General features: G+C 64.3%; 21 protein-coding genes and 2 pseudogenes. 9 read left to right on the top strand and 14 right to left on the bottom strand.

What is annotated here, in order from left to right:
- Positions 1-33 precede the first annotated feature (33 nt).
- Positions 34-1,134: a hypothetical protein gene (locus tag QX073_RS28895; protein WP_410052310.1), complete on the bottom strand. Its 1,101-nt coding sequence runs from the start codon at positions 1,132-1,134 to the stop codon at positions 34-36.
- Positions 1,135-2,127: 993 nt separating this feature from the next.
- Here QX073_RS28895 and QX073_RS28890 point away from each other — a divergent pair.
- Together QX073_RS28890 and QX073_RS28885 are read left to right on the top strand one after the other, a co-directional pair.
- Positions 2,128-2,928 carry an SDR family oxidoreductase gene (locus tag QX073_RS28890; RefSeq protein ID WP_315717595.1) on the top strand — a complete coding sequence of 267 codons (801 nt, stop codon included), beginning with the start codon at positions 2,128-2,130 and terminating at the stop codon, positions 2,926-2,928.
- Between the two features lie 4 nt (positions 2,929-2,932).
- On the top strand, positions 2,933-3,379 hold the full coding sequence (locus tag QX073_RS28885) for a hypothetical protein (RefSeq protein ID WP_316226759.1): 447 nt from the start codon (positions 2,933-2,935) through the stop codon (positions 3,377-3,379).
- A 5-nt stretch (positions 3,380-3,384) separates the two neighbouring features.
- Here QX073_RS28885 and QX073_RS28880 read toward each other — a convergent pair whose 3' ends face one another.
- From QX073_RS28880 to QX073_RS28860, 5 genes are all read right to left on the bottom strand, one after another.
- Entirely contained in the window at positions 3,385-3,804 is a 420-nt protein-coding gene (locus tag QX073_RS28880) for a VOC family protein (protein WP_315717597.1), read from the bottom strand.
- A 30-nt stretch (positions 3,805-3,834) separates the two neighbouring features.
- Positions 3,835-4,248 carry a DoxX family protein gene (locus QX073_RS28875; protein ID WP_315717598.1) on the bottom strand — a complete coding sequence of 138 codons (414 nt, stop codon included), beginning with the start codon at positions 4,246-4,248 and terminating at the stop codon, positions 3,835-3,837.
- Between the two features lie 96 nt (positions 4,249-4,344).
- Complete coding sequence (locus QX073_RS28870; protein ID WP_315826689.1) at positions 4,345-5,616, bottom strand: RNA polymerase sigma factor; 1,272 nt, start codon at positions 5,614-5,616, stop codon at positions 4,345-4,347.
- Entirely contained in the window at positions 5,613-5,981 is a 369-nt protein-coding gene (locus QX073_RS28865; RefSeq protein WP_315717600.1) for a YciI family protein, read from the bottom strand. Before QX073_RS28865 ends, QX073_RS28870 begins: the two co-directional genes overlap by 4 nt.
- A gap of 99 nt (positions 5,982-6,080) precedes the next feature.
- Positions 6,081-6,398 (bottom strand): hypothetical protein, encoded by a 318-nt coding sequence (locus QX073_RS28860; protein WP_315717601.1) that lies wholly within the window; start codon positions 6,396-6,398, stop codon positions 6,081-6,083.
- An 88-nt stretch (positions 6,399-6,486) separates the two neighbouring features.
- Here QX073_RS28860 and QX073_RS28855 point away from each other — a divergent pair, with 88 nt between their 5' ends.
- Complete coding sequence (locus QX073_RS28855) at positions 6,487-7,452, top strand: glyoxylate/hydroxypyruvate reductase A (RefSeq protein WP_315717602.1); 966 nt, start codon at positions 6,487-6,489, stop codon at positions 7,450-7,452.
- Between the two features lie 4 nt (positions 7,453-7,456).
- Here the strand turns inward: QX073_RS28855 and QX073_RS28850 are convergent, their stop codons facing one another.
- On the bottom strand, positions 7,457-8,128 hold the full coding sequence (locus tag QX073_RS28850; RefSeq protein WP_315717603.1) for a TetR/AcrR family transcriptional regulator: 672 nt from the start codon (positions 8,126-8,128) through the stop codon (positions 7,457-7,459).
- A 90-nt stretch (positions 8,129-8,218) separates the two neighbouring features.
- On the opposite strand from QX073_RS28850, the gene QX073_RS28845 reads away from it, so the two are divergent.
- The 3 genes from QX073_RS28845 to QX073_RS28835 all read left to right on the top strand — a co-directional run bounded on the left by QX073_RS28845 (position 8,219) and on the right by QX073_RS28835 (position 15,356).
- Complete coding sequence (locus QX073_RS28845; protein WP_315717604.1) at positions 8,219-8,863, top strand: glutathione binding-like protein; 645 nt, start codon at positions 8,219-8,221, stop codon at positions 8,861-8,863.
- 164 nt (positions 8,864-9,027) lie between these two features.
- Positions 9,028-13,797, top strand: a complete 4,770-nt coding sequence (locus tag QX073_RS28840; RefSeq protein WP_316226758.1) for a DUF3320 domain-containing protein — start codon at positions 9,028-9,030, stop codon at positions 13,795-13,797.
- Positions 13,798-14,159: 362 nt separating this feature from the next.
- A complete protein-coding gene (locus QX073_RS28835; RefSeq protein ID WP_316226757.1) occupies positions 14,160-15,356 on the top strand; it encodes a cytochrome P450 in 1,197 nt (398 codons plus the stop codon).
- Positions 15,357-15,440: 84 nt separating this feature from the next.
- Here QX073_RS28835 and QX073_RS28830 read toward each other — a convergent pair whose 3' ends face one another.
- A complete protein-coding gene (locus tag QX073_RS28830) occupies positions 15,441-16,049 on the bottom strand; it encodes a hypothetical protein (protein ID WP_315753969.1) in 609 nt (202 codons plus the stop codon).
- Positions 16,050-16,184: 135 nt separating this feature from the next.
- On the opposite strand from QX073_RS28830, the pseudogene QX073_RS28825 reads away from it, so the two are divergent.
- Positions 16,185-16,391 (top strand): annotated as a pseudogene (locus QX073_RS28825) (hypothetical protein); the annotation flags it as partial.
- 85 nt (positions 16,392-16,476) lie between these two features.
- On the opposite strand, the gene QX073_RS28820 reads toward QX073_RS28825, so the two are convergent.
- The 4 genes from QX073_RS28820 to QX073_RS28805 all read right to left on the bottom strand — a co-directional run bounded on the left by QX073_RS28820 (position 16,477) and on the right by QX073_RS28805 (position 19,626).
- Positions 16,477-17,616 carry a sensor histidine kinase gene (locus tag QX073_RS28820; RefSeq protein WP_316226756.1) on the bottom strand — a complete coding sequence of 380 codons (1,140 nt, stop codon included), beginning with the start codon at positions 17,614-17,616 and terminating at the stop codon, positions 16,477-16,479.
- Between the two features lie 167 nt (positions 17,617-17,783).
- Entirely contained in the window at positions 17,784-18,470 is a 687-nt protein-coding gene (locus QX073_RS28815) for a Crp/Fnr family transcriptional regulator (protein WP_315828620.1), read from the bottom strand.
- 293 nt (positions 18,471-18,763) lie between these two features.
- Complete coding sequence (locus QX073_RS28810; protein WP_315753975.1) at positions 18,764-19,240, bottom strand: cupin domain-containing protein; 477 nt, start codon at positions 19,238-19,240, stop codon at positions 18,764-18,766.
- A gap of 50 nt (positions 19,241-19,290) precedes the next feature.
- The gene (locus QX073_RS28805) at positions 19,291-19,626 is read right to left on the bottom strand and encodes an HPF/RaiA family ribosome-associated protein (protein ID WP_315717609.1); all 336 of its coding nucleotides are present in this window, start codon (positions 19,624-19,626) and stop codon (positions 19,291-19,293) included.
- Positions 19,627-19,993: 367 nt separating this feature from the next.
- On the opposite strand from QX073_RS28805, the gene QX073_RS28800 reads away from it, so the two are divergent.
- On the top strand, positions 19,994-20,200 hold the full coding sequence (locus tag QX073_RS28800; protein WP_315753977.1) for a hypothetical protein: 207 nt from the start codon (positions 19,994-19,996) through the stop codon (positions 20,198-20,200).
- Between the two features lie 60 nt (positions 20,201-20,260).
- Positions 20,261-20,743, top strand: a pseudogene (locus QX073_RS28795) (cytochrome P450); the annotation flags it as partial.
- A gap of 217 nt (positions 20,744-20,960) precedes the next feature.
- Here the strand turns inward: QX073_RS28795 and QX073_RS28790 are convergent.
- A complete protein-coding gene (locus tag QX073_RS28790) occupies positions 20,961-21,557 on the bottom strand; it encodes a RelA/SpoT domain-containing protein (protein WP_316166839.1) in 597 nt (198 codons plus the stop codon).
- Between the two features lie 176 nt (positions 21,558-21,733).
- Positions 21,734-22,834, bottom strand: a complete 1,101-nt coding sequence (locus QX073_RS28785; protein WP_316166837.1) for a ParA family protein — start codon at positions 22,832-22,834, stop codon at positions 21,734-21,736.
- Positions 22,835-24,586 lie beyond the last annotated feature (1,752 nt).

Raw genomic sequence — 24,586 nt, 5'->3', positions numbered from 1 at the left:
GACGCGCACGGATCGTGCGCGCCGCTTCCCGCATCAGAACCGCGTGTTGTCGGCCCTGTAGCGCGATGATTTGCGCGGGGCGCGTTCGGGGGCCTGCTCGAGCTGCGCGATCGGACGGCGATAGGTCTCGGCGCGACGCAGCCAGCCCGCCTCCCACACGCGGTTCGAGGGCAGATTGCGAACCCGCTGTTGCAGCACGACCTGCACCGCGTCGGAATATTCGGCGAGCACGGCCTTGGACTCGGTGGTGGTGCCGTTCATCTTGAGCAGCACCTGCTTGAGACCCCAGCCCTGGCGCTGGCCCGTCTCCTTGTCCACGGCCGTCTCGGACGGATTGGTGCCCTCGCCCTTGAAGTTGATGTAGTCGATCAGCGGGTAGAGATCGTTGGAGGCGCGCACGACCCGCGAATATTGCGCGACGATGTGCTCGCGTTCGGCGCTGTCGGGCGTGTTGGCGAGGATCTTGTCCATCGCGCCTTGCGCACGCGCCACCAGGAACTGCGTCTGCTCCGCAATCGTGTCGAGCAGGAACTGCCGCAATTGCCGCATTTGCGGCGAGTTGAAATTCCGCTTGAAGTCGGCCCGGCTGGTCCACGGGCATGCCGGAATCGGCGTCTTGTCGAGCCATGCAGGCAACGGCGTCTTGCCCTTGCGCAGAAATGCGATCAGCCCCGGAAAACCCTCTTCATAAGGCGGCTTCGCGGTGGACGGGTACCAGATGAAATGCCCGATTCCCAGCGAGGCGAATTCTTCACCCGCATTCCACGACGTGATCGCGTCGCGCCGTCCCCCGGCCTCGTTGAGCCAGATCCTGCGGCCGATCATCTGCGCGACGTCGGCCGGCAGCGCGCGCTGAGGCACCGACAGATTCTTCGTGGTCTTGGCGTCGCTCCGCGGGTCGCCCTTGCGCTCGGCCGCGATCGGCTTCGCAGGCTCGGTCGGTGGAACGACCACTTTCAGAGCCGGCATCTGCACGTCCGACGGCCGCCCCACCGTCTCGGGCTCCGCCGTCTGCGGCTGCTGCGGCGGCGCGACATCGTGCGCAGCCTGCTCGGTCTCTGCCGGTTTCGCAGCAACGCTGCCATCCGCTCCGGCGGCGCCGGACGCCGCGAGCCCGAGGACAATGCACGACAACAGCAGCGCGCCGCACCCGCGCCTCAGACCATTCGACCCGTGCGACGAAGCGTGCAGCTCCGTGGTTCTGACGAGGGTGATTCGCCGGCTGATGAATAGGTCGCCCATGTCGATTCTACCGAGACTCTTAAACTCTACGCCACCGGTTCAGATCCGTCCCGGACACGTCCGAGAGCCACCCGACGACGAGCAAATCAGCCGACGGCGGGACTGTCCAATTCCACGGGGGAACGCGCCTGGAGAGGCGGCTCTTTTCCTGAAGACTTTCAAGTCGATCACCCTTGTCCAGTGCTTCCCGTAAAAAATCCCTCTTTCGCCTTTCCGGAATTCATGCTCCTTTAGCCACGTCCTGTTCCCGATCGAGAGGGACGTTTCGCGGTCGTCACGAACGTGGGGAGCAGGATGCGGTGAACGCGTCGATGTTGCAGCGTGGAGCATGATTCGGAACCGGAGGCCGTTGACGGCTATTGCGCCACAGCTTTCCGACAAGATCATGCTCATATGAGGACACGCAGACGAACAACGCGGCGCGTACGGCGAAATCATGTGGTCCCTGGCATCCCGATGCTGATGCCGTGTCCGATGCGGGAGCGTATTGTGGCGGAAACGGGGGCAAAACAGCCGGTCCCCGGGCATCGCGCAGGGAGGGCCGGGATGTCTCAGCCGAATCTGTGGTTCCTGCCCCGTGCATTTTTCCCGCGGGGGCCATGGGGCGGGCAAGCTCCCGGTCTTCCCTGCGCCCTCCGACCCGAGAGGGAGGCCAGGGCGAGCACGACTCGGGTGCTTCGACACCGCGAGAACGCGAATTGACGTCGTCGTTACCACCCCTGGCTGTTTGACAACGCCCACGAAACTCGCTGGCTATACGCATCGCGCGGAGCTGGATTGAACGTACACTGACAGATGTGACGGCCTTCACAGCCGATCCGCGCAGCGCATGTTAGGACTCAACGACGAGAAGAGCCGGGCTGCCGGCCCGAGGAGTCGACCCCCGTGACGGAAACATCGACGACGACGCTGACTGACAAGGTCGCCCTGATCACCGGGGCGGCACGCGGCATCGGGCTGGCGACGGCAAAGAGATTTCTGCACGAAGGCTGGCGCGTGGCGCTTCTCGACATCGAGAAGACGCTGCTCGACGACGCCACATCGGCACTCAAATCCCCCGATCGAACGCTCGCGCTGCATTGCGACGTCGCGGACGCGGCGATGGTCGCCGATGCGTTGGCGCGCATTGCCGGCCGTTTCGGTCGTCTCGATGCACTGGTCAACAATGCCGGCGTGGCGCGTTTCGCCCCGATCATGGAAACCAGCGAAGCCGACTGGCAACGCATCCTCGACGTCAACCTGACCGGGCCGTTTCTGTGCACGCGCGCCGCGGTGCCGCTGATGCGCGAGCACGGCGGCACCATCGTCAACATCACCTCGATTTCAGCCGTCCGCGCCTCGACGCTGCGCTCCGCCTACGGCACCAGCAAGGCGGCGCTGGCGCATCTGACCAAGCAGCTCGCGGTCGAGCTCGCTTCCGCCGGCATCCGCGTCAACGCGGTGGCGCCGGGCCCGGTGGAGACCGCGATGGCCAAGGACGTGCACACGCCGGAGATCCGCGCCGACTATCACGACGCCATTCCACTCAACCGTTACGGCCTCGAGGACGAACTCGCCGAGGCGATCTTGTTTCTCAGCTCCGAACGCTCCAGCTATATCACCGGACAGATCCTGGCCGTCGATGGCGGCTTCGATGCCGCGGGAATCGGATTGCCGACCTTGCGCGGCCAACGCAGGAACACATGAAACGATGCCGAGCCGGACGCGCATCATCCTGACCTTGCTGCTCGCCGTCCTCTTGTGGGGGATCGCGACGATGCTGGCGCGCGCCGACGTCCGCATCATCTCCTCGCCCGGCGGCGAGGTGGGACCGTTCCTCGATCTGTTCGAGAAGGTGCGCGCCTCCGGGGAGCGTGTCATCATCGACGGTCCCTGCCTGTCGGCCTGCACGCTGGTGCTCAGCGTCGTGCCCGAGGACCGCATCTGCGTGACGCGGCGAGCCTCCCTCGGCTTCCACGCCGCACGCTCGGTCGACCGGCGCGGCCGCGTTTATGCGGAACCCGAAGCCTCCGAGCTGGTGCTGCAGACCTATCCCACGCCGGTGCGCGGCTGGATCGAGCGCCGCGGCGGCCTGACGTCGCGGCTTCTGTTGTTGCGCGGGCGCGAGCTCAAGGCGATGTACCCCTCGTGCCGCTAGCGGCGTCACGCCGCGTAGCCTTCCGCCGGGGAATTGATCATCCACGGAATACCGAAGCGATCGACGCCCATGCCGAAGCCCTTCGACCAGAAGGTCTTGCCGAACGGCATGGTGACGGCACCGCCTTCGAGGAGCGCGTTGAACTTGCGCTCGGCCTCGGCCGGATCCGCGATCTGGAGCGAGACCGAGATTCCGTGCGGCTTGCCTTGATAATATTCGGGCGGCGAATCCGAGGCCATCAGGACGCCGCCGCCGATCGAGAAGCGGACATGCATGATCCTGTCCTTGTGCTCCGGCGCACACGGCATCTCCGGCGGCGCCTCGCCGTTGCGCATCATCATCTCGATCTTGGCGCCGAGCACCTCGCTGTAGTGCTTGAGCGCCTGCTCGCAATCGCCGTTGAACGTCAGATAGGGACAGATCATCGTCATCCTCCTTGGTTGAAAGATCATTCGTCAGCGCGGCAGCGGCAGCAGCGCGCGCAGCCGGCGATCGCGCAGCCACAAGCCGCCCCACAGCATCAGCCCGAGATAGAGGCCGAACAGGACGTGGCTGAACAGCGGACTGCCGATGCGGACATGAGAAGCGATGGCGCCGCCGAGATAGCCTGTCAGCAGGATCGCCCCGACGAACGACGTCGGCGGCAACGCATAGAGCACGGTGCAGACGATCGTGATCAGACCGAGCGCGCGGGCCGTGCCGTCACTCGCGCCATAGCCCATCTGATCCAGCGTCTGGGTGACGACTGGCAGAGGGACGAGCTTGATCGCGCCGTCGAACAGCAGGAACAGGGTCACCAGCCCACTCAGGATGCGGCCGCTCCACAATTCGGCGCGCGAGACCGGTTCTTCCAAGGTTATCGTCGTCATCTGCAGCTCCTCCCCGTAATGCTGCTCCAAGGACGAATGAAGGAGCGTGCCGCCGACAGCCCGGTTCAAGATTTTGGATCGAATCTCAGCGGAATGTCACTGGCCGACCTGGACCTGAGCCGTTGCGCTGTCGCGCATCAGGCGATCGAGCTGCATGCGGATGTGCGCGGCCTCCGCCGAGCTGTGCGCCAGCGCGATGGCGCGGTCGAAGGCGGTCCGTGCCTCGTCGGCGCGTCCGAGCTGCATCAGCAGCGCGCCGCGCACGCCGAAGAAATAGAAATAGTTGGCGAGCCGCCCTTCGAGCGGCGCGATCAGGTCGAGCGCCGCCCCGGCGCCGCGGACCTTGGACACCGCAACGGCGCGGTTGAGCGTCACCACCGGCGAGGGCTGCACCACTTCCAGCGCGCCATAGAGCAGGTCGATCTGCGTCCAGTCGGTATCCTCCGGACGCGCGGCGCGCGAATGCAGCGCCGCGATCGCCGCCTGGATCTGGTACGGACCGCTGCGGCGATGGCGCATCGCCTTGTCGATCAGGGCTGTGCCTTCCGCGATCATCGGCTGGTTCCACAGCGAGCGATCCTGATCCTCCAGAAGAATCGGCAATCCCTCGGCGTCGAAGCGGGCGGCGGAGCGGGCGTGCTGCAACAGCAGCAGCGCCGTCAGCCCCATGATTTCGGGCTCGCTCGGAAACAGCCGCAGCAGCAACCGCGCCAGCCGGATCGCCTCCTCGGACAGCGGCTGGCGCTGCGCGGCGGTCTCGCCGCTGGCCGAATAGCCCTCGTTGAAGATCAGGTAGACCATGGCGGCGACCGCGGTCAGGCGCTCCGACCGCTCGACCGCCCCAGGGGTCTCGAACGGCACGTTCGCCTGCGCGACGCGCGCCTTGGCGCGGGTGATGCGCTGCTCCATGGCGGCCTCGCTGACCAGGAAGGCCCGGGCGATCTGCTTCACCGTCAGTCCGGACACCACGCGCAGCGCCAGCGCGATCTGCTGCGTCGCGGGCAGATCCTTGTGGCAGCAGATGAACAGCAGGCGGAGGATGTCGTCGCGATAATGCGAGCCGTCGAGCCGGTCGGCCAGCGCGCTCTCGGCGTCGTCGAGATCCGAGATCGCCTCGTCCTCCGGCAGCGGCTGCTCGCGTCGGACACGGCGGACGTCATCGATGGCCGCGTTGCGTCCGACCATGATCAGCCACGCCGCGGGATCGCGCGGCGGCCCATTCTGGGGCCAGCTCTTCAGCGCGCGCAGGCAGGCGTTCTGGAACGCCTCCTCCGCCGTGTCGAGGTCGCGGAAATAGCGCAGCAGCGCGCCGACGGCCTGGGGACGTGCTGATGTCAGGGCTGCATCGATCCAGGCCGTATCGGTCATGCCAGCGCTCCACCCGGCCTGAACGTGCCGACGGGACGGATCTCGTAGGAGCCGCCGGGATTGGCCTCACCGAGCTCGCGCGCGACCTCGAGCGCCTCGTCGAGATTGGCACAGTCGACGAGATAGAAGCCGAGCAGTTGCTCCTTGGTCTCGGCATAGGGGCCGTCGATGACGAGCGGCGGATCCTCCTTCCGGAGCGTCGTCGCGGCCGTGGTCGGCAGCAGCCGCGCCACCGGCCCGAGCCGCCCCTGCTTGGCGAGCTTCTCCTGGATGACCGCAAGCTTGGCCATGACCGCGGCATCCTGGTCCTTGCTCCAGGCGCAGACGACATCCTCGTCATGATAGCAGAGCAGCGCATACAGCATCGGAAGTCATCTCCATTCGTCTTCAAGACGGCGGAGTATGCCTCCGGCCGACAGACCCACGAAGTATTTTCGCGGGTTCCGCCTGCAGGAACAAGCCGCCTACCAAGAGATGCCGTACTTGGCCGCGATGTTGCGCGCCCGCGTCTCCTGCGCGCTCTCGCGCGGCTGCCTGGCTCGGCCCGTCTGGCGCTGCGACTGGCCTTGGCCCTGCCCCTGACCTTGCCCTGCGGCACCTTGGCCGCCCGCACCTTGCGCCATGCCGTCCGCGGCGCCCTGTTGACTGGCGGCCTGCGGCTGACCGCCGCCCTTGCCAATGGAAATGCCGTTGGCCGACAGGATCGACCCGACATCGATGGTCTGAGCCTGGACCGAGGCGGATGCGATGACGAAAGCGGCGGCGAGAAGCAATTTGCGCATGACGATGTCTCCGTGTTGATGGCTGGAGATTGGCCTGCGCGCGCGATCTGGTATGTGGAACACGTCACATAAGCTCGAGGACCCCCCGATGACCAAAGGCGCGCTGGCGCTCCTGATCCATGGCGGCACCGATAACTGGTCGCCGCAGCGCTGGAAGGCGCGTTTCGACGACGTCTGCGGCGACCGCCCGGTGGTGCTGCTGCCGGATGCGAGCCTCGATCCGGCGGAGGTGCACTACGCCGCGGTGTGGAAGCCGGTCCCCGGCGAGCTCGCCGGCTTCCCGAACCTGCGCGTGATCTTCAATCTCGGCGCGGGCGTCGACGCACTGATGGCCGACAAGACGCTGCCGAGCGTGCCGCTGGTCCGGGTCGCGGTCGATGATCTTACGGCGCGGATGACCGAATATGTCGTGCTGCACGTGCTGATGCATCATCGGCAGGAGCTGTATCTGCGCGAGTCGCAGCGCGTGAAGCGCTGGGCGCCCAAGTATCAATGGCCGGCGGCCGCGATCGGAGTCGGTATTCTCGGACTGGGTACGCTCGGCATCGATGCGGCCGAAGTGCTCAAGCGGCTCGGCTTCCAGGTCGCCGGCTGGAGCCGCAGCGAAAAGCAGGCGGACGGCATCGAGTGCTTCCACGGTGCGGCGCAGCTGGATGCGTTCCTGGCGCGGACCGACATTTTGGTGTCGCTGCTACCGCTGACGCCCGACACGCGCGGCATTCTCGATCGCAAGATGTTCGCGAGGCTTCGGCGCAGCTCGCCGCTCGGCGCCCCCGTCATGATCAATGCCGGGCGCGGCGGCCTGCAGAACGAGGCCGACATCCTCGCCTGCCTCGACGACGGCACACTTGGTTCGGTCTCGCTCGACGTGTTCGGCCAGGAGCCGCTGCCGGTCGACAGCCCGTTCTGGAGCCACCCGAAGGTGGTGCTGACGCCGCACAATGCGGCCGACACCGACGCCGACGCGATCTCGCGCTACGTCGCCGAGCAGATCGCGACCTTCGAGGCCGGCGGGGCGCTGCGCAATCTGGTCGATCGCGTCAGGGGATATTGAACCGCTATTTGTTGCCGACCATCACATCGATCGCGCCGGCGACGATCGCCTCCAGCTCCTGACGCGGCGCCCGCGCGCGCGCCCGGACAGCGATCGAGTGGATCGTCGCCGACGCCAGACGCGCCAACACGACGGGATCGGCGTCGGCCGGCAGCTCGCCTTTTTCCTTGGCGCGGCGGAAGCAATGCGCAAACGCCTTGTCGAGCTCGGTCAGCGCGTTCTGCACCATGGCGCGGATGTCGGGGTCGGCGACAGCCTCCGAGCCCGCCGTCATCACCGTGAAGCAGCCGCGCGGTCCCTCCTCGCCCGACAGATAGATGTCGAGCGCCGTGGCGAAGATCTGCTCGAGCTGCCGTCGCACCGGCCAATCGTTACTGAAGACGTCGCCCATGAGGGCGCGGGCATTGTCGCGATAGCGCTGATAGCTCTTGATGTAGAGCTCGCGCTTGTCGCCGAACGCGCCATAGAGGCTCGGCCGGTTCATGCCGGTGGCGGCGCTGAGATCGTCGAGCGAGGTCGCGGCGAAGCCGGTCGACCGGAACAGGTCGAGCGCCTTGCCGAGCGCGACATCCGGCTCATACGCCCGCGGCCTCCCGCGCCGCTTCGGCTGGTCGGGGGCACCCGCCTTTTCTATCGGACGGTCGCCTTGCGGCGGCCCTTTCTTTTTTTGTACCATTTCGCACTAAATTCCTTGACCGAGCTCATATTATGCGAGACAGTATAAAAATCAACCAATGCTCCGGTCCGGAGCCCGAGGGAGACGTCCATGGACCTGTATTTCTCGCCGCTCGCCTGCTCGCTCGCCACCCGCATCGCGCTCTACGAAGCCGGCGCGAAGGCGAACTATCTCGAGGTCGATCCCAAGACCAAGATCGTCCTCAACGACGGCTCCGATTTCCGCGCCGTCAACCCGCTCGGGCTCGTCCCGACGCTCCGCACCGATGACGGCGACCTGCTGACCGAGAACGCCGCGATCCTGCAATATGTCGCCGATCGCTTCCCCGAGGCCAAGCTCGGCACCGGCCCCGGCATGGACCGCAGCCGGCTGCATCAATGGCTCTGCTTCATCGGCACCGAGCTGCACAAGGGCCTGTTCATTCCGATCCTCGACAAGACCGCGCCCGAGGAAATGAAGGCTCATGTCCTGAAAAAGAACCTGTCGCGGCTCGATCATCTCGAGAACCATCTGCGGGATCGCGACTATCTGCTCGATCATTTCACGGTCGCCGACGCGTATCTCGTCACCGTGATCAACTGGACCATGGCAACGCCGCCGGTCCAGCTCGCGAAATGGCCGGCCGTGAAGGCGTACTACGAGCGCCTGCGCGCGCGGCCGTCGATCGCCCGTGCCATCGCCGAGGAGTTCGAGCTCTACAAGGCGGAACTGGCGCGGCATAAGGCAGCGGCCTAGGAACAGGCGGCCTGGGAACATACGAGTCTCGTCTCCCTCGATTGGGAGATGAGACCTCTTCACGGGGAAGATGAACCATCGCTCATTGACCCCTTCTCCACCGCGCCGGATGCTTGACCGCGATCATTCCGGGTTGCAATCCTCGAATCGCAGGAGGATTGCACGTGGCGACCACATCCGTACGAGACCGATTGCTGGCGGACCGGCGCGCGCTGCTCGATCTGGGCACGCGCAACCGGCTCGTGCACATCCCGCTCAAGACCAAGACCATCCGCACCATCGACATCGTCGGCGCGCGCTCTGCTGCGCTCTTCGAGCTTCTCGGCGAAGGCAAGCGCTTCACGTTCCTTCCGACGAAGGCAGAGACGGCGGAGGCGGAAGGCACCCTGCCCTTGAGCGTGCCGGCACCTCGATCCGACACGCCGACCACCAAGGTGGACCAGGAAGGTGATGATTCGGAGTCGCAGACGCGGCAGCCGGACACCCGGCTCAGGACCCGGCTGTCATCGGAGGCGCTGCAGAAGCGCCTGCTGGATATCTGGTACGACGCACGAACGCTCGAGGAAGAACAGGGCGTCAATATCCTCTATCTCGCCTTCGGGCTGCTGAGATGGTTCGAGGACGACAAATCCGATGTCGAGCGCTTCGCACCGCTCGTCCTGCTGCCCGTCCGCCTGGAACGCAGCAGCGCCGCCGATCGGTTTCACCTGGTCTCGCGCGCTGAGCCGCCGTCGCCGAACCTCTCGCTCCAGGCCAAGCTCGACGCCGAATTCGGACTCAAGATCGAGGATTTTGGCGACGAGGACGACGTCGACATCGCGACCTATCTTGCCGGCGTCGCGGAGACGGTCGCCACCAAGCAGCGGTGGGAGGTCAGGGCGGACGCGATCGTTCTCGGCTTCTTCTCGTTCTCCAAGTTCCTGATGTATCGCGATCTGGATCCCGAGAATTGGCCGGCAGATGGTGGCCTTGATCGTCACCCCCTCATCGCAGCGCTGCTTCAGGACGGCTTCGAGGGCGCGGAGCCGATCGTGGCCGACGACGGAAAGATCGATTCCGTCATCCAACCAGTGGCGATGAACCATGTCGTCGATGCGGATTCATCGCAGGCCGTGGTAATCGAGGAAGTGGTCCGCGGACGCGACCTCGTCGTCAAGGGACCGCCTGGAACCGGCAAATCGCAGACCATCACCAACATCATCGCGTCGGCTGCCGCCGAGGGGAAAACGGTGCTGTTCGTCGCCGAGAAGATGGCGGCGCTCGAGGTCGTGCACCGGCGGTTGAAGCATGTCGGTCTCGGCGCGCTCGCGCTGGAGCTGCACTCCAACAAGGCCAACAAGCGCGTTCTGCTCGAAGAGCTGAAACGCTGCAAATCGGCTGAGGTCCCGGTCCCGCGCGGCGAAGCCACGCTGGTGCAGCGCCTGACCGACAGCCGGGACGGCCTCAACCGGCATGCGGAGATGATGCACCAGCCGCATCAGCCGAGCGAGCTGACACCGTTCAGGCTGCTGGGTCATCTCGTGCGCTCTGGGGACAACTCCGCGCAGCATCCCTATCCGTTGCAGGGCGCCCCCTCCTGGTCTCCTCTGGATCTGGAGCGGCGGCGTGAGCTGATCGCCGAACTCGCCGAACGAATTGCGGCCGACGGCGCGCCGCACCTGCATCCCTGGCGCGGTGTCGGCCGCGACGCGCTCGATCCCGCCGAAATGACCGAGCTGCGCAGCTCGCTCGACGACATTTCGAACGTTGTCGGCAGCGTATCCACTGGCGCGGCCCGCCTCGGCACGCTGCTCGATCTCCCGCCGCCCGCCACCTTGGCCGATGCCGCGGGGATACTCGCCTTCGCCGAGGCCGCGGCCGCGATGCCGGAGTGCGATCGGACGTCCTTCCGCGACGGCGTCTGGAGCCAGACCGGACTCATCACGGACATCATCGACAAGGGGCTGCGTTACGCGAAATTGAGGACGGCCTTCGAGAGCGCCTTCGTCGAGGCCGCCTGGGATGCGCCGATCGCCGAGTGCCGCAAGGTCATCGCCGAGAAGGGCCGCTCCTGGCTGCGCCTGCTCAGCCCGCGCTATCGCGAGCAGGTGGCGCTGCTGGCCTCGTACCTGAAGGTGCCGATGCCGAAAACGCTGGAGCAGCGGCTCCTGCTGCTCGACGGCCTCATCGCGGCGCAAGCCGCACGCCGGTCCTTCGCGGAGGTCGAAGCTGCCGGCAGCACCGCATTCGGAACGGCGTGGCAGAAGGAACGGTCGGACTGGGATGCGTTGTCCAGATTGGCGACCTGGTGGAGTGCATTCCCCAAGCCGTTCGCAAACGACGAAACGCGCCAGCGGCTGACGCAGCTGGCCTTGTCGGCCGATGATCGGCAATCGATCGAACAGCTCAACCACGACCTCGCAAGTCTGAGGTCCGGCCTCGGCAGGCTGATCGACTCTCTCCAGCTGGAGCCTGCCCGCATCCCGCTCGAGGCCGGCGACCAGATCCGGTTGGACGGCCTGTCGCAGACTTTGTCGGAGTGGCAGAACGCGACCGAGCGCCTCACCCGCTGGATCGCATTCATGGACCGGGTCCGCCTTGCGCGCGCGCAAGGCCTCGCCGCGCTGGTCGACCGCACGCTCGATGGCTCCTTGCCAGGCGAAGCGCTCGAAGCCGCCTTCGACCGGTCCTATTACGACGCCATGCGCAGCGTGATCTTCGCCGACCATCCTGAACTGAAACGTTTCGACGGCGAATCGCACGATCGGCTGGTCGATGGCTTCCGCAAGCTCGACGTCGCACGGATGCAACTGGCCCGCGATCAGATCGCCCACGAGCATGCCGCGGCCCTGCCGCGCAACGCCGGCGGCATCGGGCCGCTCGGTGTGCTGAACGGCGAGCTTGCCAAGAAGCGCAATCATCTGCCCATCCGCCAGCTCCTGGAACGGGCAGGTCCGGTCATTCAGCAGATCAAGCCGATCTTCCTGATGAGCCCTCTGTCGGTGGCACAGTTCCTCAAGCCTGGCGCGATCGCCTTCGATCTTCTGGTGGTCGACGAGGCCTCGCAGATCGAGCCGGTCGACGCGCTCGGCGCGGTCGCGCGCTGCCGGCAGATCGTGGTCGTCGGTGACGAGCGGCAGCTGCCGCCGACGCGCTTCTTCGCGAAGCTGACAGGTAACGACGACGAGGACAATGACGACGAGGATCAGCCGACCTTCCAGGTCAAGGACGCCGAGAGCATTCTCGACCTCTGCCTTGCCAAGGGCCTGTCGCATCGGATGCTGAACTGGCACTATCGCAGCAAACACCAGTCGCTGATCGCCGTTTCCAACAAGCAGTTCTACGACAACCGGCTGTTCATCGTGCCGAGCCCGTACGACGCCGTCGCGGGAATGGGATTAAAGTTCAACTACAACCCCGATGCGCACTACGAACGCGGCAGCAGCCGGACCAACCCCAGGGAAGCGCGGCTCGTCGCCGAGGCCGTCATGCGCCATGCGCGCGAGACCCCGGACCGAAGCCTTGGCGTCGCGACCTTCTCGGTGGCGCAGCGCCAGGCGATCCAGGATCAGCTCGAAATCCTTCGTAAGGAAAACCCGGCAACGGAGAGCTTCTTCGTCCGCGGGGCCAGCGAACCGTTCTTCGTGAAGAACCTCGAGAACATCCAGGGCGACGAACGCGACGTCATCTTCATCTCCATCGGCTATGGGAGAACGAAGGAAGGTTTCGTCTCGATGAGCTTCGGCCCCCTCAACTCAGACGGAGGCGAGCGCCGGCTGAACGTGCTGATCTCGCGCGCCAAGCTCCGATGCGAGGTGTTCTCGTCGATCACCGGCGACGACATCGACCTGTCGCGCGCCAAGGGCCGCGGCATCGCGGCCCTGAAGACGTTCCTGACCTTCGCGCAGACGGGGCAGCTCGGCATCGCGCAGGAGACCGGGCGCGATCCCGACTCGGTGTTCGAGGAGCAGGTCGCCGCAAGGCTGCGGGCGCTCGGCCACGACGTGAAGACCCAGATCGGCACCGCCGGATTCTTCGTCGACCTCGCCGTCGTCGATCCCGACAAGCCGGGCCGCTTCCTGCTCGGAATCGAATGCGACGGCGCCCAGTACCATGCGTCTCGTTCGGCGCGAGACCGCGACCGCCTGCGGCAGAATGTGCTGGAAGCGCATGGCTGGGTGCTGCATCGTATCTGGTCGACCGACTGGTTTCTCCGTCCCAAGGAGGAAACCGAGAAAGTCCTCCGCGCGATCGATGCTGCGAAGGCGCATTGGCGGGACATCGACCAAGGGACTGCGCGAGCTCAACCCGAGCCTCCGGCAACCTCCGATGTGCCGGCGCCGGAGCAGACCGAGCAGCGCCCTCAGGAGATCCTCGCACAGGCACCGACGGTGGCCCCCTATGAAGAGGCGAAGCTGCGCGTCCGTCGGGAGATCGAGCCGCACGAGACGCCGCTTGCCGACATGACGCGGCATGTCGTCGAGATCGTCGCCATCGAGGGGCCGGTGCATGAATCGGAAATCATCGTCCGGATCAGATCGGCCTGGGGCCTTGCCCGCGCCGGCAACCGCATCCGCGATGCCGTGAGAGCGGCGCTGGGATCGGCAGTTGCGAGGGGACAGATCGCCGGAGGTCCGTTCTACGCCGTGCCGGGACAGGCGATCGTCGTCCGCACGCGCGAGGACGTGCAATCGCAGTCCTTGCGCAAGCCCGAGATGCTGCCGCCGGATGAGATCAAGGCGGCCATCATGCAGATTGTCGAGCAGAACTTCGGTGCCGAGGAGGACCAGTTGATCCAGGCGGTGGCCCGCTTGTTTGGCTTCGGGTCGACCAGCGCCCAGCTGCGGGAGACCGTGCAGGGCAGTCTCAGAAGTCTTCTCGACGCAGGACACCTGCGCCGCGAAGGAGCGCTGCTGACCAAGCCGCAGGAGGCCTCGCCGGCGGCGCAGGACTGACCGGCTGAATGCGTGCCGGGAATCAGGCTCGAACGCCGCGTCACAGCCGCCCCGCGGAGCGCACGTCGCACCGCGTTGCGCAGAGGCGCTGGCAACGACGATCTCGCGATCCATCCGCGTCCTGCAATGGCGGTGGAGCGCCGACGATGTCGGAGCTGACGCCCCGCAGGGCGGAATGTCGCCCCTCCGGCTGTCACCGCAAACCCGCGGAATCGCTGAAGGAACGGAACAGGCGAGGTCAGAATTCGTTCAGCACGGACGCTCGTCCCGGCCAATGCATCGGACCAGGATTGCACGGGTCCGTCCCGGCCACTATCCTTGAGGTGAGACACGCGCTGGCCCGCATCCCACAGGAGCGCCCCATGCCGACCGCGACCCCGGCTCAGACCCTGGCTCCCCTGGACGAGACCATCACCATCGCGGAGCTGACGCGCGATCCCTATCCGATCTACCGGCGCCTGCGCCGCGAAGCGCCGGTGTTGCGGGTCAAGTCGGTGGGCCGGACGTTCCTCACCAAGGCGGCCGACACCAAATATGTGAAGGACAATGCGGCGCTGTTCTCGTCCGACGATCCGAACACGCCGATGAAGCGCGCCTTCCTCGCGCATACCCTGATGCGCAAGGATCACGACGAGCACCGCGCCGAGCGCATGGCGATGATGCCGGCCCTGATGCCGAAGACGATCGAAGCCGTCTGGGAGCCGCTCTACACCAAATTCGCCACTGATTATCTCGACCGGCTGCCGCGCGGCGAGATCGTCGATCTGTTCCCCGCCCTCGCCGGCCCCTTGGCCGCGCGCATCCTCGCTGAAGTGATGGGCATCCCGGACGCCAGCGATGCGGACATGCAGCGCTGGTCGCAGGCCCTGATCGACGGCGCCGGCAATTTCGGCTGGACGCCGGGGCCGTTCGACGCGTCCGATATCGCCAACGCGGAGATGGACCGCTGCATCCGCGCCAACATGGCGCGCGTCCGTGCCGCGCCGGATTCCTCCGCGCTCTCCTTCATGGTCAACGCGAAGAATCCGATCCCTGAAAGCCAGATCATCGCCAACATCAAGATCGCGATCGGCGGCGGCATCAACGAGCCGCGCGACGCGCTGCTGACGATCCTCTACGGCCTGCTCACCAATCCGGAGCAGCTCGCCGCCGTGCGCGCGCAGGACAAATGGCGCTCCGCCTTCGAGGAAGGCGTGCGCTGGGTGGCGCCGATCCAGGCGAGCTCACGCCTGGTGATGGAGGACACCGAGATCCGCGGCTGCCTGATCCCGAAGGGCGACACCGTGATGACCATCCAGGCCTCCGCCAACCGCGACGAGGAGCTGTTCACCGACGGCGAGCACTACAACGCGCTGCGCGACCCCAACCCCCACCAGGCCTTCGGCAACGGCCCCCACCACTGCGCCGGCGCCCACCTTTCCCGCCGCACCGTCGGCGCCATCCTGCTGCCGATGCTGTTCGAGCGCTTCCCGAAGATGACGCTGCCCGATCCCGCGAGCGTGCGGTGGCACGGATTCGGCTTCCGCGGCCCGCTCAATCTGCCGGTACGGCTGCAGTAGGACCGGCACGAAGGGCGTTGTTCTTCGCGTTGTCTCAGTGCACCTGAGGCGGGCCCCGGGTTGGTTGGAATCACCACGTTCGAGTTATCGCGCTTTGGCAGGCCCGGTGGCGATCTCGACGACGGCCTTCGTGAACCTGCGGTAGATGTCGATCTGTCTGCCGGCAAACGTGGTCGCGACGCCGAACATGCTGAGAGGCGAGCGCATCGTGGCGAGGCTGGCCGCCAAATCGAGATTGTCTCGCGTCATCTCCATAAGCAGGGTCTGGCAGGCCTCCATGCCGGCGAGCGCCGGCGGCGGTCCGCCCGCCACGGGCGAGGGATCGGCCGCCCTGGCTTCAGCGATCGGGGTTGGCTGGGCTTCGTGCGAGTCCGTCCCAGCGCCGACAGGCTGAGCGGCATCGGGCTTCAGCTCGCTGAGAGGCGGCAGGCGCGCCGGCGCGGATTCGGGCTCACGAGGCGGGAGCGGCGGCAGGATCGTTTCCGTCTCCTGGCCGGGTCGTCCCGGGAGCCTCGTTTCGGTCTCCGGAACTGCCTGCAGTTCGTCTGCGTCCGAGCTTACGAACTCGGTTAGCACGCGAGCGCGCTTCTGCCTCGCTGTCGCGTCGGCGTGTTTGGGCATTGATACCGGCTTCGCCACGACGGGTTTCGCGCTGTTCCCCTTGTGGGAGCCATTTGATTTGCGCTTGTTCATTGAACGGCCTTCCTGTGCGGCATCGCCGGAGTGGGGCCAGCCCGGTCTCGATACCAATCTCCGTGTCGGACCATTGGTTCCTTGCGATCAGGACGCCGTCGCTCGCGCGAGGAGAGTGAGCTGCGCAATCGGGGCGGCCTGCACCATTGCGCCGGCGCCCACCTCTCCCACCGCACCGTCGGCGCCATCCTGCTGCCGATGCGGTTCGAGCGTTTTCCCAACATGACCTTGCCCGATCCTGCGAGCGTGCGCTGGCACGGGTTCGGCTTCCGCGGCCCGCTCAATCTGCCGGTTCGGCTGCAGGAGAAGCAGCGCGCGGGGGATCGTTCTGCTGCGCGCTGAGTCAGTGCGCCTGATCTGGTCGCGGGTGGGCGAGGACCCTGGTCTCGCCGTCGTACTGATCGGGTCGTACTGATCGGCGACGACGTCACGATCGGCTGACGGTTCGCGATCCGGCCGTGGATCCTGCCTTGGATTCGGCCCTGGATCGGATCGCGGAAGCGGACGGCACGCTTGCTCCGGTCAAGTCGTCGCGGGTCGCCACGGCGGCGTGACGCACCGAGACGGTCGTGCCGGGCCGGCCGGCCACGGTCGTGACCTCGGCACCGAGCTGCTTCGCCAGCGCCGTGACGATGCCGGTGCCGAGGCCCCCCTTCGGCCGGCCGTTCAGCTGCAATTTCCCCGTTCCATTGTCCGAGACGGACAGGGTCCAGCCGGCTCCGGAGGACTCGTAGGTCACGGTGATCAGCCCATTCGCGGTGTCCTCGGGAAACGCATGCTTGAGGGAGTTGATGACGAGCTCGGTGACGATCAGCCCGAGACTTTCGGCTTCGCTCGTCGTCGCCAGGCCGTCGCCGCGGGTTTCGATCCTCGTCCGCTGATGGTCGGCGATCATCGATTGCGAGATCGCCTGGCAGAGCCTCGCGAAATGCGCTCCGAGCGCGACCACGCCGCTGCGCGCGGAGGTGTGGAGACTCTGCTGGATGTTCGCGAACGAGATGACGCGGTCGCGGGCGTCGTCCAGGTGGCGTCGCGCCTCCTCGGAGCCGACGGACCGTGCCTTCAACGAGATGATGCTGGCGATGATCGCGAGGCTGTTGCCGACGCGGTGCTGAAACTCCTCGAGCAGCATATCCTTCTGACGCAGCAGCTCCTCGTTCCGGCGCGCCATCTCGCGCTCGCTGGTGACGTCCTCGAGGCCGAGCAGGATGGTCGTATGGGACCCGACCGTGTAGGACACCTGCCGGGCGTTCAGCCGCATCGCCCGGGGTCCGACGGCGGGAAAGACGTGCTCCACCTCGAAATCATGCAGCGCGCCGGTGTTGGAGAAGATCTGGCTCAGCCACGACTTCAGCGCCGGAATATTCCAGGCGCCGTCATCCAGCTCATAGAAGAGTTGTCCCAGCACGTCCTCGGGCGTCGCGGAGAAGGTGAGATAGAACGAACGGCTGGCGGCAATCACGCGCAGATCGTGGTCGAGGACGAGCAGCGGCTCCCGGACCGTGTCCACAATGGCTTCGGCAAGTGCGCACGCGTCAGACGCGTCGGAAAACTGCTGCTTGAACATGTGGTCCCCTCCCTACGCAACACGTCCCCCCGTCACGAACCCTTCGCGTGTCCCGCCTTCAAGCGGCGAAACGAAACGCAGAGCCCGGCGGCGAGTTATGGCAGCTAGCGATGCGGACGGAGTTCCGTCTGTGCAAAACAGACCACCCGCGCGCTGCACACCCGCAGCTAGTTCTGCTGCTCCGCCTGCAGGTTGTCGTTCAGGACGGCTTGCAGCAGCGCCGGATAGACGACGATCTCGCCGTCATATTCGATCAGGCCCGCCTTTCTGAACTTGTTCATGAAATGACTGACGCGCGACCGCGTCGTGCCGATCATTTCGGCCAGCGTTTCCTGGCTGATTCTTGGAATGACCGGCAGCGGCGTTTCGCCGCGGCCGTAATCGGCCATCGTCAGAAGCAGCCGCGCCAGCCGCTTTTCGCTGCTATGGAAGAGCTGGTCGATCAGGTCCGCCTCGAACCGGTCGATCCTGGCCAGCAGAAACGCGACGAACATCTCCGCAAGCTCGGGGTGGAGGCGAAGCGCTGCGATCATCGTCTTCTTGGCGATGGCGGTGACCACGCAATCCTGCAGGGCGAATGCCGAGCCGGTATGCACCGCCTGCCGCGTCAGACAGCCTTCGCCGAAAAACTGCCCGGCATCGACGATGCCGATGACCGCTTCCTTGCCGACGTCGTTGACGACGGTCAGCTTGATCTTTCCCTGTTGGAGAAAGAACAGCGCGTCGGCCGGGTCGCCCTGGGCGAACACGCTTCCCCCCTTGGGAACCTTCAGGACCTTCTGCCCCGGGCATACCTTGTCGAGAAAGGCCTTCGGATCAAATCTGGCGAGGTTCGAACTCGGCACAGCCCCCATCCCCCTCGGTGGACATGCCGAAATTTTACGGTGGAAACCGCTTCCATCTTTGCGCTAGGTCAATCTTCTCATCGCCCTCCGATTGAGTTCCCGGCGAGGATAAGGCGCCGCGAGCACCATTCTGCAATCGATGCGAGACCTTCCCTGCGATGCAGCCCCTCACATGATGGAGCATGCTCACGCCGGAGCCGCTTCGAACGAGAGACCGGCGTGCACCAGACCCCGCGCGTTCGACCATCTCCTCGGCGCGCGCCGGCCGAGTGAATGAGGCCTCATCGCATCCTCGCGGTCGTTCATCCGTGGTGATCGGCCACCTGTTTGGGTTGCACAGACCAGGTCGCGGGCGCGTCGTCACGGTCGGCTGCGGCCGCAGCCGCCGTCGCCTGCACCTTGCCCGGCGCGTGATGGGCCGGCGCATAGATCGCATAGACCTGCATCGGCGTCGGGCCGATGTTGGTGATGTTGTGCCAGGTCCCGGCCGGAACGAGCACGCACCAGCCGTTCGACACCGTCTGGTCGAATGTCAGCTCGTCCTTGGCGGGCCCCATCTGCACCCGGCCGCGGCCGGCATCGAGCCGCAGGAACTGATCGGTTTCCGGATGCGCCTCCAGGCCGATGTCGCCGCCGACCGGAATCGACATCAGCGTCACCTGCAGATAGCGCCCGCTCCAGGCGACCGACCGATAATTGGCATTGTCCCGCGTCGCCCGCTCGATGTCGAACGCCTGCGGCTGCGGCCCGATGTCGGTGATCTCAGCAAGCATGTCCATCACGGATCTCCCAACCGGCGGCCTTGCCGGCAAACCGTCCCGCCACGCGTCTAGCGATGGTCCCGAAGCTGATCGGACACCGCCTCCTTGCCGAAGGCGTGGTCGAGCGCGCGCTTCAGCTTGTGGACCGCGCCACGCACGGCCTGCTCCATGAAGCTGTCCTGATGCGCCGCGACGATCGGCTCGCCGCCGTCACGGTGCACCTCGATCTTGCAGCTCTTGTCGTCGTGACTGGGCTTGTGGCTCACCGCGTCGCTGAGCTGCACGTCGATCCGCCTGACCTGATCCTCATAGCGATGCAGCACCGCATGAAGCGACGCCTTCACGTCCTGCGACAACTGCTCGCCGTCCTCGACGTTTCCATCGGTCCTGACATCGATCAACATCCGTGTCTCCTTCAGGTGAAGCGTCAAACGTCGCAAGATGGAATTCGCGATCATGATCAGCTCTCCGGCATGGTCGTCATCCAAGCTTCGACGCCGCCGCACGGCACGCGACGCCACGAAGCGTCGTTCGCGGGCGGCCGCCACGACTGAACGCCCCGTGATACAGCGGGTCTGAAGCGACGCTTGATCCGCCTCGCGGCCTTTCGGGCGGGGCGAAGCCGCCGTTCGAGCGCGTCTCCCAATGTCTCCCGCAACCAGACTGCCAGAGGCGAACGCGCGCGGCTGATCAATATTGCTCAGTCAATACCGGAGAATCAGGCGCAACCTGCGGCGACCCAACTTTCGAGTCTGCACCGGAGATGGGATGATGGATTGTCCGATCACATTTCGCTGCCCCCAGACAGGGTCCGAGGTCGATGCCATCCTGCACCAGCCGAAGGACGACTGTCGGTTCGAGACCGTGACCTTCGAGACCGTGAGCTGCCCGGCCTGCTCGAGATTCCACTTCATCCACGCCATGACCGGCGCGCTCATTCCTCCGACCCTGCTGGGCCCGGGGAACTGGACGCCGTAGCGGCGGGCTCGAAGGGCGAACGTCCCGTCTCGCACATTCCTGTGCGGAGGCCGCTGCCGCGGCATCAACGAACCGCGCGACGCGCTGCTGACGATCCTCTACGGCCTCCTCACCAATCCGGAGCAGCTCGCCGCTGTGCGCGCGCAGGACAAATGACGATCGGTCTTCGAGGAAGGTGTGCGCTGGGTGGCGCCGAGCCCGGCGAGCTCACGCCTGGTGATGGAGGACACCGAGATCCGCGGCTGCCTGATCCCGAAGGGCGACACCGTGATGACCATCCAGGCCTCCGCCAACCATAACGAGAAGCTGTTCACCGACGGCGAGACCACCAACGCCCTGCGCGACCCCAACCCCCACCAGGCCTTCGGCAACGGCCCCCACCACTGCGCCGGCGCCCACCTCTCCCGCCGCACCGTCGGCGCGATTTTGCTGCCGATGCTGTTCGAGCGGTTTCCGAGGATGAAGCTGGTGGATGCGGCCAGCGTGCGGTGGCACGGGTTTGGGTTTCGGGGGCCGCTGAATTTGCCGGTGCGGCTGCAATAGGATTGGGACGAGATAAAAATACTACTGCGTTTCGCCATCAATACATTTTAACTGATCATAAGATGATTAGCAGATCAACCCGACGCGCCGATGTGAAGTACTGAAAATTTAGCACCTATTTCGATGGAAGAGCAGATGCAACTACTCACGCATTTTCGAGCGTTTCCGCAGAGTTTGCATCAAATGCTGATATACGAGACGCGCAAAGCGATCGCCCTCAGTTGGCCTGTTGGACTCGTTGCAGCGAATCTAGAAGACGACTCCCTGCACCTACAATCTTTGAAAGCACTTTGATCTGCTCCCGTAGCGAAACATTCTCGGTCGGGACTGGATAGTTAATCTGGTGATCAACTTCACCCCAAATTTCTTCGAACAAGGTGCGGACCTGAACCTCGCAGCACAGCTTCGAATCCGCGCGAGGCTTCACCAGATAATGGATACTGGTGTAAGAAGTCGATTTCTCCGAAACCTCGAGGTCAAACCTATGAAAGTAGGCGGCCGCCTCAGGATCCCAAGTATATGCCTTAGGGCGCTCAGCGAGGAACCAATCGCCCTCATCCACCTTCCTGCGGATCACAGAGTCAATCTCAGAAAAGTGCTCTTGAAACAGGTGCAATATGCGAACTCCTGCAAGATCTGTTATCTTGGAGTAGAAGTCGTTGATCGTGATAGCCTTGCCTTCGGCAGCCTTACGAACGACTTTAGCTCGCAGGTGCCCGGGATCTTTCAGACGACTCTTTGACGAGTGCACCAGCCGATGGCCGTTAACGGTCAGACGCGGGTTCTCGCCAATGTACTGCTCAACCCCGGACATGAAAATCCTCAAGTCATGGGTCATGGTACCGTAGGCCGATACAATTGCATCCAACTCAGCATCAGTTGGGGCCGGCAATGGCTGAGCTGCAGCCCCTGTCCTCGCGGCGCCAGATACTACCGACTCCACCGAACCCGCTGCTACATCGCTGCCTGGCCCATCGTTTGCGTCTGGATTCAAAGCTTAGCCACCCTTTCAAGAAAGTCCTTAGCAAAAGCGTGGTAGCTGCCTTGGGTCGCTTCGAACTTGCCTCGGTTGCCGCCGATCGTGCTGCTATCCTCAGGTTGAAGCTCGATGCTCGGCAATTTCCACATGGGCTTGTGATACTTTTGCGACATCCCAGGAAAGGTGTTATGAGTATGAATAACTGCTGTTCCACCGATCGAGCCAGCCAAGACTTTTTTGAACGGCAATGAATTTTCGGCATCGATGAATTTGGAGATCGTCTGAGGTATCTGCTGGGCATAGTGATAATGTGCGGTGGCCAGATCCAGATCGTTGAGCAGACCACTATAGCGTTTCGCATTGTAGATCGTATATCCGATGAGTTTGACAAACTTCTTCGGAAATTGATCGCGCTTTGAATCTGACAGCAACTGAAAAATCGTGTCAAACTGCTTGCGCCAAAGGCGGAGAGCGCTGCCTATGTTTCGGATACCGTAAACCGAAAATAAGTCAGGCGCACAGGGAATAAGAAAGCCATCTGCCAACGTCAGCAGATGCCGATTGAGAGCGCCTAGGCTCGGTGATGTATCGAAGATCACGAGTTCATACCCGTTAATCTGGGCAAATTGGTAAGCGATTTGGCGCACCCGCGTTGCCGTTCGAATAGCCAGGGGATCGCCTTGGTAGATGCCGCTCCATCGCTCTCCGATTTTTGCTTCGAAGAGATGAAGCGTCAGGCGGCCAGGTATGAGGTCGACGTTCTCGGCCAGCTTGATAGGCGGAGGCAAGTTGTCGATCTCGGCAGTGCCGTCTTCCGTGGGCTTAAGGTCGAAGTGAATTGATCGAGGCTCCTGAAGCATCGCCTGGAAATTCCGTGCCGGCGTGCGTTTTCTAGTCGCAGCAAAATCTTCAATAAAGTCGTCTTCTGCGGCCCAGATATCATGGATGCGCTCCATTTCGAGCGAGAAGATCGTCAGATTGCACTGGGGATCGAGGTCGATCAGTAGGACCTTTTTTCCAAGCTCGCCGAGCGCGTGAGCCAAGTGAAAGGTCAACGTAGTCTTTCCGACGCCGCCCTTGTTATTGAATATCGTGACAATCTTTGGTGTCATCAACTTCCCCGAGAAACGTTCTTTGATTACTCCATGTTTGCTCGGCCGCAAAGATGCGAAATGCTAAGCTTGTGAAATATCAAGCGACGAAATCGTATGCGCCGATCTATGTTGCCGACAGAAAGCGCGCTCCCGCGCCGTTGCATTTGCAATGATCCCGCTCAATCCGATTGCAGAGCTGCCGCACGGCGGCATCGGCAGCAAGCGCCCCAGATGCCAGATCTTGGTACGCCGCACTCAACTCACCGCCCTCAAATCGCCTCCCGCATCGCACCCATGCCCAAACTGCCCGTCGTGCCAGTTTGCCGCATTCCGTCGGGCAACTCTCCGCTTGTGTCGTCGGGCAAATCAGATCGATGCTCCCCGCCGTCTCCTGCTCGCTGAAGGGGCGTTTCGCGATCGTCACGGACCGTGGAGCGGGAGATGCGGTGGCCGCCTGGGATCGCAGTGCGCGTTTCGCGTGCGGACGAACGAGCCCCTCGCGGACGGTCAAGCCGTGTGGTCCCGACACCCCGACGCTGGTGTCTTGGTCGGCGACATCCCGATGACGGGGGCAAGCAAGCCCGGTCCCCTGGGAGAGCACGGAGCAGCCGTTCAACCCATCGCGCAGGGAAGGCCGGTTGTTCGGCCAATCCTGTGGTGACTGCCGCCTGCTTTTCTTTCTGCAGGCGGGCCATGGGTGCGGCCCGCACCCGGCCTTCCCTGCGCCCTTCTCTCTGAAGGGTGCCCCGATGAGCAAAGCTCGGACGCGACAGCGCGCCGCGAGGCTGCGGAGCCGCGCTTACAGGTCAGACATGAAGGGTTGAGCGCCGGAAATGGCGCTCCCTAGGGAAGAGAAAAAAGATTAACGAATCAAGGCGTTTGCCAGTTTTCTACCCCTGAAATCTGGCACTGAGCCATAACGACTATTTTAACGATTGGCAAACAGGCGCGGTCCGCGCAAATCAACGATTTCGCACCGAACCGCTGTCGTAGCTCCGGCCAGGTGCCGACTGTCTCCGAGCAATGCCCCGACTATTGCGCCTTGGCGTACCCTCGGTTCAAAAGCTCTCCAGCCTTCCGGATGGCCTTGGAGTGTTTCAAAGGAGATCGGCGCGACGAGGGACCGATCCTAGTCGCTTCAGCCTCCTGGGCCCGCTCTGGGCCCCGCAGCGTATGTTCAGCGGGAGCGGGAGATAAGGACGATACACGGCATAGCTTCCGGTTCGGCCGCCTTGACCGCCGCGCGGGCTCCCCTAGCGTTCTAGAGCTTCGTCACGTCACTGCACCGAGCATAATATAGGCGTTCCTCCCAACATCCCGATCGCTTACCTGCCTTTCTGGCGACCGCCACCTAGCAAATGTCGGTATGGGGTCCGGAGCTCTACGATCGCAAACCGGTCGAGCCCACCCCGCCTGTAGCGTTGGCGCAACTCGTCCCGTGCTTGGTCCGGGAGCGCGGCTATCAATTCCCAACCTTCAGCGACGTCGTCGAAGAGCGTAACGATCTTGGGATCAAGGCGCGCGTCATCCCGGAGCTCGGCCATCTGATCGCGCGTCACGCCGATTGTGTCCGACCAACCTTTAAAGAACGCAGGCTCCCGGCAGACTGGATCCGTTTTTATATAGTCCTTTATAGGCAGGTCTCTGAGGGCCCTGCGGTGAGTCTTTATACGCAGGTCCCTTTTGGCCCCGCGGACGCACCGACTTATCCACAGAGACCGGCATGTCGCGGGCGACGTAATCGATCTCACCGAACCGATGTCTGTCGAC

Origin of the sequence: Bradyrhizobium sp. SZCCHNS3052, assembly GCF_032484495.1 — a bacterium.
In the GTDB taxonomy this organism is placed as follows: domain Bacteria; phylum Pseudomonadota; class Alphaproteobacteria; order Rhizobiales; family Xanthobacteraceae; genus Bradyrhizobium.
Note: the sequence above shows the minus strand (reverse complement) of the source record. Positions and strands in the feature narration are given on the sequence as shown.

Coding starts and splice junctions, on each gene's coding strand:
- QX073_RS28830 (WP_315753969.1), bottom strand. CDS start 16,049: ATGAACAAGCGCAAATCAAATGGCTCCCACAAGGGGAACAGCGCGAAA.
- QX073_RS28870 (WP_315826689.1), bottom strand. CDS start 5,616: ATGACCGATACGGCCTGGATCGATGCAGCCCTGACATCAGCACGTCCC.
- QX073_RS28850 (WP_315717603.1), bottom strand. CDS start 8,128: ATGGTACAAAAAAAGAAAGGGCCGCCGCAAGGCGACCGTCCGATAGAA.
- QX073_RS28865 (WP_315717600.1), bottom strand. CDS start 5,981: ATGCTGTATGCGCTGCTCTGCTATCATGACGAGGATGTCGTCTGCGCC.
- QX073_RS28790 (WP_316166839.1), bottom strand. CDS start 21,557: ATGTCCGGGGTTGAGCAGTACATTGGCGAGAACCCGCGTCTGACCGTT.
- QX073_RS28785 (WP_316166837.1), bottom strand. CDS start 22,834: ATGACACCAAAGATTGTCACGATATTCAATAACAAGGGCGGCGTCGGA.
- QX073_RS28885 (WP_316226759.1), top strand. CDS start 2,933: ATGCCGAGCCGGACGCGCATCATCCTGACCTTGCTGCTCGCCGTCCTC.
- QX073_RS28880 (WP_315717597.1), bottom strand. CDS start 3,804: ATGATCTGTCCCTATCTGACGTTCAACGGCGATTGCGAGCAGGCGCTC.
- QX073_RS28845 (WP_315717604.1), top strand. CDS start 8,219: ATGGACCTGTATTTCTCGCCGCTCGCCTGCTCGCTCGCCACCCGCATC.
- QX073_RS28860 (WP_315717601.1), bottom strand. CDS start 6,398: ATGCGCAAATTGCTTCTCGCCGCCGCTTTCGTCATCGCATCCGCCTCG.
- QX073_RS28815 (WP_315828620.1), bottom strand. CDS start 18,470: ATGGGGGCTGTGCCGAGTTCGAACCTCGCCAGATTTGATCCGAAGGCC.
- QX073_RS28820 (WP_316226756.1), bottom strand. CDS start 17,616: ATGTTCAAGCAGCAGTTTTCCGACGCGTCTGACGCGTGCGCACTTGCC.
- QX073_RS28855 (WP_315717602.1), top strand. CDS start 6,487: ATGACCAAAGGCGCGCTGGCGCTCCTGATCCATGGCGGCACCGATAAC.
- QX073_RS28810 (WP_315753975.1), bottom strand. CDS start 19,240: ATGGACATGCTTGCTGAGATCACCGACATCGGGCCGCAGCCGCAGGCG.
- QX073_RS28805 (WP_315717609.1), bottom strand. CDS start 19,626: ATGTTGATCGATGTCAGGACCGATGGAAACGTCGAGGACGGCGAGCAG.
- QX073_RS28800 (WP_315753977.1), top strand. CDS start 19,994: ATGGATTGTCCGATCACATTTCGCTGCCCCCAGACAGGGTCCGAGGTC.
- QX073_RS28875 (WP_315717598.1), bottom strand. CDS start 4,248: ATGACGACGATAACCTTGGAAGAACCGGTCTCGCGCGCCGAATTGTGG.
- QX073_RS28835 (WP_316226757.1), top strand. CDS start 14,160: ATGCCGACCGCGACCCCGGCTCAGACCCTGGCTCCCCTGGACGAGACC.